This window comes from Streptomyces sp. GS7 (genome assembly GCF_009834125.1).
Lineage (GTDB): Bacteria > Actinomycetota > Actinomycetes > Streptomycetales > Streptomycetaceae > Streptomyces.
Window position 1 is genome coordinate 3090421 of sequence record NZ_CP047146.1, and the last position, 15501, is coordinate 3105921.

The following is a 15501-nucleotide window of genomic DNA, read 5'->3' on the forward strand; positions in this document are numbered from 1 at the left end:
CGGCGGGCCCCTCCGCTGCGCTTTGCCTGCTCCCGACGTTGCCGGGTGCGGCGCCGTTGCGCCTGCGGCGGGCGGGTCCGCTGCGCGGGGCTGTCGGGTGCGGTGGCGGTCCTGCGGGGCAGGGTGTCCGGACTGCTTCGCTTTACGTCCGGACACCCTGCCCCTCCGGCCCGCCCCCTCCCGTGAGTGGGTGGGAAAAGGCCGATGGGGTGCGCGTGAGGGGGACCGTGCCGGTTCGTGGGTGAAGGGAAAGCGTCAGTGGACCACTTGGCCCTGCCCCCACCCAGCGTCTTTCTTCCCTCCCTCAACGGGAGGGGGTGGGCCGGAGGGGGTGGTGTGCAGGACGTAAAGCGAAGCAGTCCTGCACACCGGCCCCGGAGGACCGCCACCGCACCCGAAAGCCCCGCGCAGCGGACAACGCCCCGCGCCGCAGGCGCAAGCACGCGAACCCCCACGGCGGGACAGCCGACAACGTGGGAAACTAGCCAAGCGCAGCGAACCCGCGCAGGAACAGCGCCTCCGCCAGCGACAGCCGCTCCAGTTCCTCGGGCGAGACGCTTTCGTTGACGGCGTGGATCTGGGCCTCCGGTTCGCTCAGGCCGATCAGCAGGATCTCGCTGTCGGGGTAGAGACCCGCGAGGGTGTTGCACAGCGGGATCGAGCCGCCCAGACCGGTCGTCTGCATCTCCTGGCCGTCGTATGCCTCGCGCAGCGCCTCCGCCATGGTCGCGTACGCCGGGCTGCTGGTGTCCGCGCGGAACGGCTGACCCTGGCCGACCTGCTCGACGGCTACCCGGGCGCCCCACGGGGCGGCGCCTTCCAGGTGGGCGGTGAGCAGTTCGGTCGCCTCGGCGGCGTCGGTGCCCGGCGGCACCCGCAGGCTCACCAGGGCGCGCGCCCCGGCGTGTACGGACGGGGTGGCGCCCACGACCGGCGGGCAGTCGATGCCCAGCACCGTCACCGCGGGCCGGGCCCAGAGCCGGTCCGCGACGGTGCCGCTGCCGATCAGCTCCACGCCGTCCAGCACCTTGGCGTCCTTGCGGAAGTCCTCTTCCGTGTACTGGAGGCCCTCCCAGCCGGCGTCCGCCGCCAGCCCGCGCACCGTCGTCGAACCGTCCTCGGCGCGCAGCGAGTCGAGGATCCGGATCAGTGCGGCGAGGGCGTCCGGGGCCGCGCCGCCGAACTGTCCGGAATGCAGGTTGCCTTCCAGGGTGTCGACCCGGACGCGCACCAAGGTCATACCGCGCAGCGTCGCGGTCACCGTGGGCAGTCCGGCCCGGAAGTTGCCGGAGTCGCCGATGATGATCGCGTCGGCGGTCAGCAGCTCCGGGTGCGCTTCCGCGTACCGCTCCAGCCCGCCGGTGCCCTGCTCCTCCGAACCTTCCACGATCACCTTGACGTTGACCGGGATGCCGCCGTGCTCCTTGAGCGCCCGCAGCGCGGTCAGGTGCATGATCAGGCCGCCCTTGCAGTCGGCGGCGCCGCGCCCGTACCACCGGCCGTCGCGCTCGGTCAGCTCGAACGGCGGGGATATCCAGGCGTCCTCGTCCAGCGGCGGCTGGACGTCGTAGTGCGCGTAGAGCAGCACGGTCGGGGCGCCGGCCGGGCCGGGCAGGAAGCCGTAGACGGATTGGGTGCCGTCCGGGGTGTCCAGCACCGCCAGGTCCTGGAAGTCCTCGGCCCGCAGCGCGTCCACGATCCAGCGGGCGGCGGCCTCGCTCTCGCTCTTCGGGAACTGCGCGAAGTCCGCCACCGACTTGAAGGCCACCAGCTCCGCGAGTTCGGCCCTGGCACGGGGCTGCAGCGCGGCGACGGTCTGTGCGAGCGGGCTGTCAGGCATGGAACGCTCCTTGTGGGGGGCGGCGTCGAGTACGTGGGGGCACGTCCGGCGGGGTGAGCCGGGCGGGCCGGACGTACGGGTATGAGTCCCCCGATCTTCCCACAGGCGGTGCGCCGGAGTGCGGCCCGTAGGATGCGAACGGTAGGCGCAGCCGGCATCGAACGGGAGCAGAAGTACAGGTGAGCAGCGAGCAGGCAGCCGAGGGCAACCAGCAGGTGTGGGACGTCGTGGTGGTGGGCGCGGGGCCCGCGGGAGCCTCGGCCGCCCATGCCGCGGCGTGTACGGGACGCCGGGTGCTGCTCCTGGAGAAGGCCGAACTACCCCGCTACAAGACCTGCGGCGGTGGCATCATCGGCCCCTCACGGGACTCCCTGCCGCCCGGCTTCGAGCTGCCGCTGCGCGACCGCGTGCATGCCGTGACGTTTTCCCTCAACGGCAGGCTGGCCCGCACCCGCCGCTCCAAGACCATGCTCTTCGGGCTCATCAACCGTCCCGAGTTCGACGCCGGACTGGTCGAGTCCGCCAAGGACGCGGGCGCCCGGGTCCGTACGGGCGTCACCGTCTCGCGGGTCGAGCAGCACGGCGCGGAGGTCCCCGACCGGCGGACCGTCGCGGTGGTGCTGTCGGACGGCGAGGTGATCCTGGCCCGGGCAGTGGTCGGCGCGGACGGCAGCGCGAGCCGGATAGGCGGGCACGTCGGCGTCAAGCTCGACCAGGTCGACCTGGGCCTGGAGGCCGAGATCCCGGTACCCGAGACGGTCGCCGAGGACTGGGCGGGCCGGGTGCTCATCGACTGGGGCCCGATGCCCGGCAGCTACGGCTGGGTCTTCCCCAAGGGCGACACCCTCACCGTCGGCGTGATCTCCGCCCGCGGCGAGGGCGCGGCCACCAAGCGCTATCTGGAGGACTTCGTCGGACGGCTCGGCCTCGCCGGCTTCGAGCCCCGGATCTCCTCCGGCCATCTGACCCGCTGCCGCGCCGAGGACTCGCCGCTCTCCCGCGGCCGGGTCCTGGTCTGCGGCGACGCGGCCGGTCTGCTGGAGCCCTGGACCCGCGAGGGCATCTCCTTCGCCCTCCGCTCCGGCCGGCTCGCCGGCGAGTGGGCGGTACGGATCGCCGAGGCGAACGACGCGGTCGACACCCGCCGCCAGGCCCTCAACTACGCCTTCGCCATCAAGGCCGGGCTCGGTGTGGAGATGGGCGTGGGACGGCGGATGCTCAGCGTCTTCGAGCGGCGTCCGGGAATCTTCCACGCCGCGCTGACGGGCTTCGGGCCCGCGTGGCGTGCGTTCGCGAAGATCACGCGGGGCACCACGACGCTGGGTGAACTGGTCCGGGCGCATCCGATGGCCCAACGGGCCCTGGACGCGTGGGACCGGAGGGAAGAGAGCAAGGACTCCAAGGAGGCCGGCGGAGCCGGGGGGACCCGGGAGGCCGAGGGAGCCAAGCAGCAGGTGGGCTGAGGGGGCTGCCGCGCCTGCCCGTGCGGTGTCGGCGGTGGTGCGGGCCCGGCGACGGTGTTCGCTTCGCGTCGGTCCGTGGCCGGGGTTGCGGCGGGCGGTCGGTGGCCGGCGGTCCGTGGCGGTGTCACTGTCTCCGGTATCCATGCCTCAGTGGCCATGTGCCGGTGTCCATGTCCCCGGCGGCGACGGGTGGTTGGCGGGGGCGGTGCTCAGGCTTCGGTGATGCGGAAGACCGGGTGGTGCGGGGCGACGGCGCGGAGTTCGTCGTCGGTCGAGTCGGCGGTGGCGCCGCCGAAGTACGGCTTGACCTCCCAGCCCCAGCGCGCGAGGTAGGCGCGGAGCAGGTCCGTGGTCTCGGCCGGGGGCAGTTCGACGGCGGTGAAGGCACGGGTGCGGCGGCCGACCCGCAGTTCGCCGCCGCCCGCGGCGCGCATGTTGCGTACCCATGCGGAGTCACCGCGTGCGGAGACGAGATAGCGGCCGTCCTCAAGGGTCATCGGGTTGACCGGGACGCGTCGCCATTCGCCGGTCGTGCGGCCGCGGACGGCGAGGTCGGCCGAGCCGGCGAGGCTGACGCCCCGGCGGGCGAGCCAGCCGACGAAGCTGTTGACGCGGGTGGGCTTGAGGTTCTGGGACATGGGGTTCCTCCTGCTGTGGTCTCGTCGCGAAGTGAGTGATGTTCCTTTTCGAGAGCACTGCTCTCTGTTGTGAGCAGTATGGAGGTGGTCGACGCATTAAGGCAAGAGCAGTGCTCTCGTTTTTGTGCGGCGATCCGACGCGGGTGGGGAAAGTGGGAGACTGCTGTCCATGACTGCGATTCGAGGTGCCAGGGAGCGGGCCCGTAGCGAGATCACCGAGGCCATCAAGGACGAGGCCCGCAGACAGCTCGCCGCGGAGGGTGCGGCCAAGCTCTCACTGCGGGCCGTGGCCCGCGAACTCGGCATGGTCTCCTCGGCGTTGTACCGCTACTTCCCCAGCCGCGACGACCTGCTCACCGCGCTGATCGTCGACGCCTACAACGCGGTCGGCGAGGCCGCGGAACGGGCCGGGGGCGCCCTTCGCGGCCCGGACGCGGAGCACCCGGCCGCCCGGTGGAGCGCGATCTGCGCCGGGGTGCGCGACTGGGCCCTGTCCCATCCGCACGAGTACGCGCTGATCTACGGATCGCCCGTCCCCGGCTACCGCGCTCCCCAGGCGACCACCGGGCCCGCCGCCCGCGTGGGCCTCGCGCTGATGGGCGTCGTACGGGACGCGCACGCCGCGGGAGCGCTGAAGGAGCCGTCGGAGCCGCTGCCCGGCGCGGTCGCGGGCGATGCGCTGGCGCTCGGCGCGGAGCTGGGCGTCGAACTGCCGCCCGCCGTGCTGGCGCGGCTCGTCGGGGCCTGGGCCCAGCTCTTCGGGCTGCTGAGCTTCGAACTCTTCGGCCAGTTCAACCGGGTGGTGGAGGCCCGCACGGAATTCTTCGAGCAGGCGGTGGCCGGTATGGCGCGCGAGGTCGGGCTGCCGGTGCCCCGCCGGGGCGCGGCGGGCTGACCTCGCGCGCGGTGACCGACCCGGCTGCGTCCCGCGGTCACGCGGGGCGGCCTGCCGTGACCAGCCAGGCGGCGCTGCGCAGGCGGACCGCGCCGGCCGCTTCGTGGGCGCGCAGGGCCTCGGTGAGTGCGGTGCGGGCGCGGTCCCACACGTCGCGTGTACGCGAGCGGCTCTTCGCCGCCGCGGAGCGGGTGCCGGCCAGGGAGGGGCCGGGGGTGCTGACCAGCCGGGCGATCACCGGCGAGGCGGGCCGCTCCAAGGGGCTGCTGCACGCGCACTTCGCCGGCCGCGACGCGTTCGTCGCCGAGCCGTGCCTGGACCGGTTCGCGCGCACGGCACGGCAGGCCGAGGAACTCAAGGGACGGGCGGGCCAGGGCACCGTCGCCGGCAACCTCGTCGCGGTGGCCGGCGCGCTGCTGGCCTCCGCGGGCCCGACCATCGGCGGCCTCGCCATGACCAGGCCCCCGCCTTCCTGGCGATTCGCGAGGCGCTGGAGGCCGGGGCGCCCGGCTTCGACGCGATGCAGGACGCCGTCACCGCGTATCTGGATGCCGCGATGCGGCTGGGCCGCATCGCGGGCGGCACCGACACGGCGTCGGTCGCGCTCGCCCTCGTCGGGACCGTGCACCATCTGCTGATGACCGGATGGGCCGGGGTGCCGGATCCGCGCGAACGGGCGGAGCGCCTGGTGGCGTTGCTGGTGGGCCCGGCGGGGGACCGCCCCGGGGGAGAGCGGCGGGCGGACGGCGCCGCGGAGTGACCGGGCGGCCCGGCCGCCCGCCCCGATGACCTCGGCCTACTCCCCGGGGAGTACGCCTGCTGACTGCGCCGGGCTGACGCCGCCGGGCCCCGCCGCGGTCTAGCGTGACGGCATGGACAACGCACGGCCGCCGTGGGCGCGGCGCTGCCTCGGTACGGCGCGGGAGCGGTGGACGCCGACCGGGTATCCGGCACCCGGCACGCGGGCCGGCCGGCGGCTGCCCTGGCTCTCGACGCTGGCGGTCGCGGCCGTCGTCATGGTCGGCACCAACGCCGCCGCGCACGGCCAGACGGGACGCACCCCGATCGATCCGCTCGGGCGTGCGCTGCTCCTCTTCGGTGCCCTGCTGCTGCTCTTCCGGCAGCGGTATCCGCGCACCGTGGCGCTGGGCACCGCCGCCTCCTGCGCGGTCTACCTCGCGGCCGGCTACCCGTACGGGCCGGTCTTCCTCACCCTGGTGCTGGGGGCCTTCGCGGCGATCGTCGCCGGGTACCGCGCGGTGGCCTGGTGCGCGGTGGGCGGCGTGTGGGCCGGCCATCTCCTCGTCGGGCACTGGCTCTACCCCTGGCTGCCGCCGTACCGCGGGCCCGCCCCCTGGGGGCAGGAACTGGTCGTCACCGCCTGGGTGGTGGCCGTGGTGGCGGTCGCCGAGCTGGTCCGGATCCGCCGCGAGCAACTGGCCAGGATGCGTGCCGAACGAGCCGCCGCCGAACGCCGCAGGGCCGACGAGGAGCGGCTGCGGATCGCCCGTGAACTGCACGACGTCCTCGCGCACAGCATCTCGGTCATCAACGTCCAGGCGGGCGTCGGGCTGGCGCTGCTGGACTCCGACCCGGAGCAGGCGCGCACCGCGCTCACCACCATCAAGTCCGCCAGCAAGGAAGCGCTCGGCGAGGTCCGGCAGGTCCTGGACACGCTGCGCACCCCGGGGGACGCCCCGCGCTCCCCGGCGCCCGGCCTCGACCGGCTGCCCGAACTCACCGAACAGGCCGGGGGCGTCGGCCTCGTCGTGGACGTCACCACCGAGGGCCCTCGGACCCCCCTGCCGCCCGCCGCCGACCTCGCCGCGTTCCGCATCGTCCAGGAGGCGCTCACCAACATCGTCCGCCACTCGGGCTCGCGTACCGCCCGGGTGCTGCTCCGCCGCACCGCGGGGGCGCTGGAGATCCGGGTCGACGACGACGGCCCGGCGACGTCCGGTACGGGGGAGCCGGCCGGCGGCAACGGCCTGGTCGGCATGCGGGAGCGGGCCGCGGCGCTGGGCGGCAGCGTCGAGGCGGGCCCGCGGCCCGGCGGCGGCTTCCGGGTCCGGGCGCGGATCCCGCTCGGCGGTCCGGCCGGCCGCCGGCGGCCCGGGGCCGCGGATACGGTGAATCCCGGCCGCACCGAGGAGGAGTCGTGATCCGGGTACTGCTCGCCGACGACCAGCTGCTGGTCCGGGCCGGCTTCAAGGCGCTGCTGGACGCCCAGCACGACATCGAGGTGGTCGCGGAAGCCGGGGACGGCCGGCAGGCGCTGGCCGCGGTCCGCGAACACCGCCCGGACATCGTCCTGATGGACATCCGGATGCCGGTGGTGGACGGCCTGGTGGCCACCCGCCGGATCACCGGGGACCCGGCGCTGTCCGACGTGAAGGTCGTCATGCTGACCACCTTCGAACTCGACGAGTACGTCTTCGAGGCGATCCGCTCCGGGGCGTCCGGCTTCCTGGTCAAGGACACCGAACCGGAGGAGCTCCTGCGGGCGGTGCGCGCGGTCGTCGGCGGCGATGCGCTGCTCTCGCCGGGCGTCACCCGCCGGCTGATCGCGGAGTTCGCCGCCCGCTCCAAGGAGCCCGCGTCGGCCGACGCGCTCCGCGGGCTCACCGAACGGGAGCGGGAGGTGATGGCGCTGGTCGGCATCGGCCTGTCCAACGAGGAGATCGCCCGCCGGCTGGTGGTCAGCCCCCTGACGGCCAAGACGCATGTCAGCCGCACGATGGTGAAGCTGGGCGCGCGGGACCGGGCCCAACTGGTCGTGCTGGCCTACGAGTCGGGGCTGGTGCGGCCGGGGTGGCTGGGCTGAGCGGCCCCGGCCCCCGCCGGCCGCGCCCCGCCCCACGGAGTCAGGGGGCGCCGTGCTCCCGCCAGAGCTCGGCCGGGGCCGGATCGCCGGTGACCTTGAGCGCGTCCCACGGGAGGCGGTTCCACAGGGCGAGGTACAGCCGCTCGGCCGGGCCCTCGACCGTGCAGTCCGCGGCGCCGCCGGCCGCCGCGCCGTCCGCGTCGGCGGCGGGCGTACGGACCGTCTGCGGCGGGCCGTCGGTGAGCCGGACCGTCCAGTCCGCGCCGTGGGTGTCGGTCGCGCGCAGCCGCAGCGTCCGCGGCGGATCCGCGTGCAGGGCGCTGCGGGCGGTGGAGTGAAAGCCCGTCAGGAGTTCGTCGACGCCGTCGGCGGCGAACCGCGACGGGAGCGGAGTGAGCGGGACGCCGGCCGCCTGCTGGGCGTCGGCGCGGTGGACGGACGTCTCGTGCGCCTGGCGGCGCGCCCAGAAGGCGAGCGGGGACGGCGCGGGCAGGAACACCCAGGTCTCCAGGTCCCGCGGCGCCCCGTGGAGCGCCAGTACGAGGCGGTGGTGGCCTTCCCGCAGCCAGGGGACCAGCTCGTCATCGGCCAGCTCCGGCGCCTCGTCGGGACGGCTCGGCCGCATCCGGGGCTCGGTGACGAACCCCGTGGCCCAGCGGTGGATACGCCCCATGTGGACGACCAGGTCCCGGACCCGCCACTGGGGACAGGACGGCACCGGGGCGTCCGGCCCGGCCTCGTCCGCGGCGTCCGCGAGCAGCGCTCCGTCCAGTCGCAGCGTTTCGACGAACTCGGTGATCTCCATGCCCCGAGTGTGTCAGCCGGCAGGGGAAACGGACCCCGGCGGGGGTGGGCCGGCGGCCGTGCGGCCCATCGGCGCCGATCCGGCCCCCGGCGCGCCGACCAGTCGCGATGCCGCCGCCGCGGCCCTCAACTCCCCCTCGGGCGGCCCGGATTCGGCGCCCGGCGGATCGCCCGCGAGGGGGAGTCGGCGGAATCAGCCGCGCTCGCTCCGGTGCGCCCCACGGGTCGCGTAGGCGACCGCCACCGCCACCGCGGCCAGCAGCGCGACCGTGGTCAGCGCGACGGGCAGCCCGAACGCCTCGGCGAGGAAGCCGATCGCGGGCGGGCCGAGCAGCATGCCGCCGTAGCCGACCGTGGAGGCCACCGCGACCCCGTCCGGGCCGCCGGCCTCTCCGGCGCGGGCGATGGCGATCGGGAAGATGTTGGCCAGGCCCAGACCGGCGACGGCGAAACCGGCGCAGGCGGCCCACGCGGTCGGCGCCAGCGCGCCGAGCAGCATGCCGGCCGTGGCCGTGGAACCGCCCGCGATCAGGGCGCGGGCCGGGCCGAAGCGCTGGACGACGGCCGTGCCGGAGAGCCGGCCGGCGGTCATCGCCAGGGCGAACACCGCGTACCCGGCGGCGGCCAGGCCCGGCCCGGCGGCCAGGTCCTGGGAGAGGTGCAGCGCGCCCCAGTCGGCCATCGCGCCCTCGCCGTACGCGGTGCAGAGCGCGATCAGGCCGAAGACCAGAACGAGCCGGCGCGCCCGCCCACTTCCGCCGGCCGGCCGCGAACGGTCCGACCGGGACGTGTCGGGCCCCTCGGGGAGCGGCGTCCGGCCCGCCGCCGCGGGCTCGCGCAGGGCCCGTCCGGCGACCGCCGTCACCACCAGCCCGACGACCGCCAGCACCAGCAGGTGCACGGCCGGGGACAGCCGTCCCGCGATCAGCCCGCCGAGACCCGCGCCCAGCATCCCGCCCAGGCTGAAGGCGGCGTGGAAGCCGGACATCACCGGGCGGCGCAGGGCGGCGATCAGGTCGACGGCGGCGCTGTTCATGGCGACGTTGAGGGAGCCGTACGCCGCGCCGAAGACCAGCAGTACCAGGCCCAGGGCGGTGGCGGAGTGGGTGAGCGGCGGCAGCAGGATGCTCAGCGCCATGGCGGCGCCGGAGGCGGTGGTCACGGCATGACTGCCGAAGCGGCGGCAGAGCCGCCCGGTGATCATCATGAAGGCCACCGCGCCCGCGGACACGCCGAGCAGCGCGAGCCCGAGGGCGCCCGCGCCGGCGCCGGTCTGCGCCTTGATCGCGGGGATGCGGACGACCCAGCCGGCGAAGAGGAAGCCGTCCATGGCGAAGAACGCCGTGAGGGCGACGCGGAGGCGGGTCAGTCGGGGATCGGTCGGTCGGGGATCGGAGAGGAGCGGGCCCCGGTTGCGCGTCAGGGCCGTCCGTATTTTGTTTAGCGTCGGCACAAAGTCAGAATAGAGGCGTGACCCACACTCGGACAACCAGGCTGGAGCGGGGCCGCAGCGCCCTCGGACCCGCACTGGAGCTCGTACACACCGGACGCGCGCCCACCCGCGCCGTGCTGACCTCCGAACTCGGCGTGACGCGGGCGACCGCCGGGGCGGTGGCCGCCGAACTCGAAGCGCTCGGCCTGATCACCGTCGACTCCCGGCCGCACGCCTCCGCCGGCTCCCAAGGGCGCCCCTCCCACCGGCTGTTCGTCGACGAGAACGGCCCGGTCGTACTCGCCGCGCAGATCCACGCCGACGGCTACCGCGCCGCGCTGGTCGGCCTCGGCGGCCGGATCGTCGCCACCGCGCCCGGCTGCGGCACCATCCCCGCCGACCCGGCGCACGTCCTCGCCGAGGTCGTCGCGGCCGGCTCCGCCCTGCTGGACGAGACCGGCCGCCGCTGCCTCGGCGCGGGCCTCGCGGTGCCCTCCGCGGTCGCCGAACCGGACGGTGAAGCGCTCAACCCGCTGCACCTCGCCTGGCCTTCGGGCGCCCCCGTACGCGAACTCTTCCTGCGCGCGCTCGCCGACGCCGGCATCCCCGGCGTCACCGCCGGGATCGGCTTCACCGGCAACGATGTCAACCTCGGCGCCCTCGCCGAACACCGGCACGGGGCCGGCCGGGGCGCCCGCCACCTCCTCTGCGTCGCCTCCGGCCACCGCGGCGTCGGCGGGGCGCTGGTGCTCGACGGCCGCCTGCACAGCGGCAGTTCCGGCCTCGCCCTGGAGGTCGGCCACCTCACCGTCAACCCCGAGGGCGCGCCCTGCCACTGCGGCAGCCGCGGCTGCCTGGACGTCGAGGCCGACCCCCTCGCCTTCCTCGTCGCGGCCGGCCGGGAACCGGGCCCCGAGGTCTCGCTCCTCCACCAGGCCGTGGAACTGCTGCGCAACGAGTACGCCGACCCGGGCGTACGCGCCGCCGCGGACCTGCTCATCGACCGCCTCGGCCTCGGCATCGCCGGCCTGGTCAACATCCTCAACCCCGACCGCATCATCCTCGGCGGACTCCACCGCAGCCTCCTGGAAGCCGACCCCGAACGTCTCCGGGCGGTGGTCGCCGACCGCAGCCTGTGGGGCCGCAGCGGCGGCGTCCCGATCCTGCCGTGCAGCCTCGACCACAACAGCCTGGTCGGCGCGGCCGAACTGGCGTGGCAGCCGGTGCTGGATGATCCGTTGGTGGTGTTGGACTAGTCCGTCTGCGCTTGGCTGGCCTCCCACGTTGTCGGCTGTCCCGCCGTGCGCCTGCGGCGGGGCGGCCTCCCACGTTGTCGGCTTTCCCGCCGTGCGCCTGCGGCGGGGCGGCCTCCCACGTTGTCGGCTGTCCCGCCGTGGGGGTTGCTTGCTTTTGCGCCTTCGGCGGGCGGGGCCGCTGCGCGGGGCTGTCGGGGTGCGGTGACGGTCCTCCGGGGGCGGTGTGCAGGACTGCTGCGCTTTACGTCCTGCACACCACCCCCTCCGGCCCGCCCCCTCCCGTGGGTGGGAGGAGAAAGACGGTGGATGGGGGCTTGGGCGAGTGGTCCGGTGACGGTCTCTTTCCACCCATGAACCGGCACGGGCCCAGTCACGCGCGCCCCACCCGTCTCTTTTCCCACCCACTCACGGGAGGGGGAGTAGTGATAGACCCTGCCTGACCCGTCCTTCATGTAACCATCCGTGGCTCTGAGTAGCCATGGGTGGGCGGGCATGCGAACGGCCACCCTCCGTGACGTTGCGGAGGGTGGCCGTTGGGTTTGGGTTGGCGGTTAGTGGGTCGCTTTGAGCGTCCGCCTGGTGAGTGGTGTCCGCTTTTTGATTTTGGTGTCGCACGAGTCGGCAAGGATGTGGGCGACGTCTTCGGTGGCTTCGGCAAGTGGTTCTTGAACGGCTTTCCGTGCTCGTTCGATGATTTCGCGGTCAAGCGGACTGCCTACTGTGCACTGTCCGTCACTCGCCTCGTAGAAGTCCTTGCGGGTGAAGGTTCGCTCTGCAACCAGGTCGAGAACCATCTGATCTACGTGCGGTCGGGCGACTTCCACTAGATCCAGGGCCATGCTGTGTGACTTGGCTTCCTTGGGGTGGTGCAGTAGCCCTAGTTCAGTGTCGAGTCCTAAGGCGTGGCAGGCTAGGCGTGATTCGGCGTAGCCGATCGAATAGCCCAGGTTCAGCATTGCATTGAACGGGGTGACAGCCTTGCGGGGTGTCTTACCGTGGCTCTGCAATGCGGAGGAACGCGTTTGGAACGTCGTCCAGTGTTCGGGCACGTCATCGCGGAACTTCACCTCAGTTCCTTTGAGGCTTTGCCAGTAGTAGCGGCTGGTCTTCGCTTCGATCGCGGAGATTTCGCGGATGGTTTCCACGTCGTGTTGCAGCCGGATCAAGTGGTCTTTGATCCGGGGGTGCCCGCTCACCTCGTACTGACCGGTGATTTTGCGGACCATGATGTATCGCACGGCTTCGGTACTGCCTAGTGCTTGTGCTCGGTGGAGCCTGCCTTCGTAGTACGCGTGCCCGGACGTCATGAGGACGTCGCCGGTCGGGTCAAGCATGATGACGCTGATTCCCACGTCTTTGCACCATTGCATGGCGTCGATCGTCAACTCACCGTTCACGGCCGTGACGATGATGCGTTCTACCCTCCGCTCAATGCGAGAGAGTTTGTCGGTGCGGCGGTGCGGGCCGAAGCCGTCGTGTATGACCAACTGTCCGCGTTCCACGGTGAGTTTGGCGCCGAAGCCTTCGACGATGATCGCGGGGCCGATCTGACGGGGTGCGAAGATCTGGGCCAGTTCGGGGATTTCAGCGTCTGTCATGCTGACATTTTATCGAGCCTCACCCCTATTTCTCTCAGCTTTCCCAAACTTGGGGACGGTTCTTGCCTAGCAACCGTCGCAACATGCGCCGGAACCGACCGACTTTCACGGTCACAGTCTGGAAGACAGCGTTCCCTTCCCCGTCGATGTGCGCCACCAGCTTCCCGCCTGCGTCGTACACGTGCAGTGAGTCAAAGGCGCGTTGAGTTCCTTCGCCCCATGGCATTAGATCAGCCCTTCTAGTTCGGTGAAAAGTGTTGCTACGGGTGGGTTGACGCCAACGTCGGTGAGCCACACGAGGTAGAGCCGTGTTCCGGGTGGGATGGAGACCTTGTGGTAAGGCTCGAATTCTCGCGTTGTGGCGCTCGGTGCCCCGGAAATCATCACGCTGTCATTCCGGAGTTCGAGGGTGGTGTTCGGTGGGATTCCGCTAGGTGGGTTGATCGCTATCCGGTAAAAGGTCCTTGGCCGGTTGTCTGGCGGGAATTGGATTGCCCAGACCTGTTGTCCGGGTGCGCCGAATGCAGTTCCGTCTACAAGTGAGCCTTGTTCGGTGATAGGCGAAAGACTAGGCACGATATCCCCTCATTATTGGTTCAGAAATGCGGAACGCCCCGACGTGGGTCGGGGCGTTGTGGCGCACGTTCTACTTACGCATCATTGCGAGTACTTGGGGGAGCATCGCTGCGTATTGGGCGGGGATTGGTTGGCGTTCGGTGGTTCCGGTGTCCGGGTCAGCGATTTCGACGGTAAACGTGCCGTCGTCTTCGCGGTACAGCTCTGCCCGCAGAATGAGCTTCGGCTCAACCATCGTGGTCCGCCTGCTCTCGCTCGGCCTTGAAGGCGACGCCCAATCCCCCTCGGCGGGTAGCCACGTGGAAGGGGTAGCGGGTGGATCGGTTGACGTGGTGCAGCAACTTTAGGAGCTTGTCTGCGTCCTCAATGCGCTTGACTGCGGCGGAACGCCACTCGCCGTCATTGGCGCTTGCGGCGACGGCTTCTAGCAGCCAGGGAGGGACAGTGGGCCCGGGGCGCCCCCGCCCGGCCGGAACGTCGCTCTCCGGGACTATCTCAATAGAGACATCCTCCAACATTTTTGACCCCCAATGCTCGTACGTGCTCGAACAGTAGTTGAACTCTAACCGAACGTGACATTGACTGCATGTGAATAAACTGTGCCTATGTGATCAAGGTTCCTCCCAACTCCTCACATACCGTGGGCATGTGACAGGGCATCACCAACCATTCGCCGCGTGCTGTCAGAGTTGCCATTCCCGCCCCACCGGGACTTCCGCCACGTACATGAGCCCGGAAGCACGCTCAGCCACTCCCGAACCGGCCACGATGAGCGGCTGAGTACCGAACAGGGTGAGTTGGTTGTCCTGCCATCGCATGACGTGATCGACGTCGTCCCCACGTTCTACGCCAACCAGTGACGACGGGTCGGTTGTCTGCGTATACACGCGAAGCGGGCTGCGTGCGTCGAACACGACGGAGAGAAGCTTGACCGACCACACGAAGCCGGATTCCGGCGCATCGACGGTCACGGGAAGAGTTCCGGAGTAGGGGATGCGCTTGTACCGAACTCCACCCCTCCACGGGCCCAGTTGGTCAGTGAGTACCTGATTGAGTTCATCCTTCGTGAGGAAATCAACCTCGGCTCCAGCCTTGATTCTGAACTTCATAGGTTGTCCTTTGCGAAGAAGACCAGCCCGATAATGAAGAACACGACTCCCACAGCGATGAACGCGACTTTCATGCGGTTGGTCCACCACCACGTGAGCAAGGTGCCCAACTCCGTGAAAGGCTGCGCAATCAGCGTGAGCGGCATGGCAAGTGCGGAGATGAGTCCGCCTATCCCGAAGTCGAAGAGCCCCGCATCCTGCGCCGTCCCCGGAGTGCCAGCGCCGCCACCTCCTGGCGACGCTCCGTCGGCCGGCGCATGACCCCCGAGAGCGCCCGTCGTAGCCCGCCAGGCCGCGTGCACGCTCTCAGCACCGCCTGATGCGTAGTAGCTCTGTGCCGGGGCTTCAGCGGCTACCGCAGCCTGTTCTGCGGCACGCTCAGGGTCGGAGCGCCACAGGGACTCTGGCTGTGATGAGGCTCCCCTTTGGTAGGCGCTAAGCATGTATCGGGTTGCCCATGAGGGATCTCGCGCCTCCTGGGCCGTGACGCCGGGGTGTGCGGGCAGGTGGATCTGGAAGGGACCGAAGGAAGTGCCCCCGTCGCCTACAGCGTTGGGGTTCCAACTCGATTCCAGTCGGGAGCCCAGAAGCATGGATTCCCGAACGTGGGGGTCTTTGGTGGCGTCAAGAATCGCTTGAACGACGGAGTCAGCCAAAATACCTGCTCCTTGACGGTGCCTTGGGTTCCTTCTTCCGCTCTGAATTCCCTTCAGCTTCAGCGGTTTCCTCGGTCGATTCCTTCGCCGGTTCCTCGTTCTTCTGTGGAGATTCCGCCGCCGTGAGCCCGAAAGCCTTCTTGAACGCTTCCGCATTCCCCCGGAAAACTATGATCTCTTCCGACCCGGCTGCGTCCACCTGATCAGCAATCTTCTCAGGTTCCGATTCGGTCTGTTCCTGTTCTGTTTCCTCCATCAACCGCTTGAGAAGTGCTTTTTCATTGGCGCTCAAACGTGCCACGATTTTCCCTGCCTTTCCTGGCGGTCGTGGGGCCGTGAGGCACCCCGCGTTTTCATGCTCTGACCAGCGAAGATGCAGGTGCCGGCATAGGCGGGTTGGAACGCACCTG

14 protein-coding genes and 1 pseudogene are annotated in these 15501 nt (G+C 71.1%); 6 read left to right on the top strand and 9 right to left on the bottom strand.

What is annotated here, in order from left to right; translation table 11 throughout:
- Positions 1-481 precede the first annotated feature (481 nt).
- The gene (locus GR130_RS13440; RefSeq protein WP_159504938.1) at positions 482-1840 is read right to left on the bottom strand and encodes a dipeptidase; all 1359 of its coding nucleotides are present in this window, start codon (positions 1838-1840) and stop codon (positions 482-484) included.
- A 179-nt stretch (positions 1841-2019) separates the two neighbouring features.
- On the opposite strand from GR130_RS13440, the gene GR130_RS13445 reads away from it, so the two are divergent.
- Positions 2020-3303, top strand: coding sequence for a geranylgeranyl reductase family protein (locus GR130_RS13445; RefSeq protein WP_236573004.1), 1284 nt, complete (start codon positions 2020-2022; stop codon positions 3301-3303).
- 209 nt (positions 3304-3512) lie between these two features.
- Here the strand turns inward: GR130_RS13445 and GR130_RS13450 are convergent, their stop codons facing one another.
- On the bottom strand, positions 3513-3941 hold the full coding sequence (locus GR130_RS13450; protein WP_159504939.1) for a nitroreductase family deazaflavin-dependent oxidoreductase: 429 nt from the start codon (positions 3939-3941) through the stop codon (positions 3513-3515).
- A gap of 169 nt (positions 3942-4110) precedes the next feature.
- On the opposite strand from GR130_RS13450, the gene GR130_RS13455 reads away from it, so the two are divergent.
- On the top strand, positions 4111-4836 hold the full coding sequence (locus GR130_RS13455) for a TetR/AcrR family transcriptional regulator (protein ID WP_159504940.1): 726 nt from the start codon (positions 4111-4113) through the stop codon (positions 4834-4836).
- Between the two features lie 37 nt (positions 4837-4873).
- Here the strand turns inward: GR130_RS13455 and GR130_RS40470 are convergent, their stop codons facing one another.
- The gene (locus tag GR130_RS40470) at positions 4874-5095 is read right to left on the bottom strand and encodes a hypothetical protein (protein ID WP_236574090.1); all 222 of its coding nucleotides are present in this window, start codon (positions 5093-5095) and stop codon (positions 4874-4876) included.
- Here GR130_RS40470 and GR130_RS13465 point away from each other — a divergent pair.
- From GR130_RS13465 to GR130_RS13475, 3 genes and pseudogenes are all read left to right on the top strand, one after another.
- Positions 5028-5596: pseudogene (locus tag GR130_RS13465) on the top strand (TetR/AcrR family transcriptional regulator). The gene GR130_RS40470 and the pseudogene GR130_RS13465 overlap by 68 nt on opposite strands.
- 112 nt (positions 5597-5708) lie before the next feature.
- Complete coding sequence (locus GR130_RS13470; RefSeq protein ID WP_159504941.1) at positions 5709-6998, top strand: sensor histidine kinase; 1290 nt, start codon at positions 5709-5711, stop codon at positions 6996-6998.
- Positions 6995-7660 (top strand): response regulator transcription factor, encoded by a 666-nt coding sequence (locus GR130_RS13475; protein WP_159504942.1) that lies wholly within the window; start codon positions 6995-6997, stop codon positions 7658-7660. Before GR130_RS13470 ends, GR130_RS13475 begins: the two co-directional genes overlap by 4 nt.
- 40 nt (positions 7661-7700) lie before the next feature.
- Here GR130_RS13475 and GR130_RS13480 read toward each other — a convergent pair whose 3' ends face one another.
- On the bottom strand, positions 7701-8465 hold the full coding sequence (locus GR130_RS13480) for a maleylpyruvate isomerase family mycothiol-dependent enzyme (RefSeq protein WP_159504943.1): 765 nt from the start codon (positions 8463-8465) through the stop codon (positions 7701-7703).
- A gap of 192 nt (positions 8466-8657) precedes the next feature.
- Positions 8658-9917, bottom strand: a complete 1260-nt coding sequence (locus GR130_RS13485) for an MFS transporter (protein ID WP_236573005.1) — start codon at positions 9915-9917, stop codon at positions 8658-8660.
- Between the two features lie 17 nt (positions 9918-9934).
- On the opposite strand from GR130_RS13485, the gene GR130_RS13490 reads away from it, so the two are divergent.
- Entirely contained in the window at positions 9935-11152 is a 1218-nt protein-coding gene (locus GR130_RS13490; RefSeq protein WP_159504944.1) for an ROK family protein, read from the top strand.
- A 551-nt stretch (positions 11153-11703) separates the two neighbouring features.
- Here the strand turns inward: GR130_RS13490 and cas1 are convergent.
- From cas1 to GR130_RS13510, 4 genes are all read right to left on the bottom strand, one after another.
- A complete protein-coding gene (gene cas1, locus GR130_RS13495; protein WP_159504945.1) occupies positions 11704-12750 on the bottom strand; it encodes a CRISPR-associated endonuclease Cas1 in 1047 nt (348 codons plus the stop codon).
- 1259 nt (positions 12751-14009) lie between these two features.
- Entirely contained in the window at positions 14010-14435 is a 426-nt protein-coding gene (locus GR130_RS13500) for a hypothetical protein (protein ID WP_159504946.1), read from the bottom strand.
- On the bottom strand, positions 14432-14581 hold the full coding sequence (locus tag GR130_RS13505) for a hypothetical protein (protein WP_159504947.1): 150 nt from the start codon (positions 14579-14581) through the stop codon (positions 14432-14434). Before GR130_RS13505 ends, GR130_RS13500 begins: the two co-directional genes overlap by 4 nt.
- Positions 14582-15083: 502 nt before the next feature.
- Positions 15084-15383 (bottom strand): hypothetical protein, encoded by a 300-nt coding sequence (locus tag GR130_RS13510; RefSeq protein WP_159504948.1) that lies wholly within the window; start codon positions 15381-15383, stop codon positions 15084-15086.
- Between the last annotated feature and the right edge of the window lie 118 nt (positions 15384-15501).

Coding starts and splice junctions, on each gene's coding strand:
- cas1 (WP_159504945.1), bottom strand. CDS start 12,750: ATGACAGACGCTGAAATCCCCGAACTGGCCCAGATCTTCGCACCCCGT.
- GR130_RS13455 (WP_159504940.1), top strand. CDS start 4,111: ATGACTGCGATTCGAGGTGCCAGGGAGCGGGCCCGTAGCGAGATCACC.
- GR130_RS13505 (WP_159504947.1), bottom strand. CDS start 14,581: ATGCCGCTCACGCTGATTGCGCAGCCTTTCACGGAGTTGGGCACCTTG.
- GR130_RS13500 (WP_159504946.1), bottom strand. CDS start 14,435: ATGAAGTTCAGAATCAAGGCTGGAGCCGAGGTTGATTTCCTCACGAAG.
- GR130_RS13470 (WP_159504941.1), top strand. CDS start 5,709: ATGGACAACGCACGGCCGCCGTGGGCGCGGCGCTGCCTCGGTACGGCG.
- GR130_RS13480 (WP_159504943.1), bottom strand. CDS start 8,465: ATGGAGATCACCGAGTTCGTCGAAACGCTGCGACTGGACGGAGCGCTG.
- GR130_RS13450 (WP_159504939.1), bottom strand. CDS start 3,941: ATGTCCCAGAACCTCAAGCCCACCCGCGTCAACAGCTTCGTCGGCTGG.
- GR130_RS13440 (WP_159504938.1), bottom strand. CDS start 1,840: ATGCCTGACAGCCCGCTCGCACAGACCGTCGCCGCGCTGCAGCCCCGT.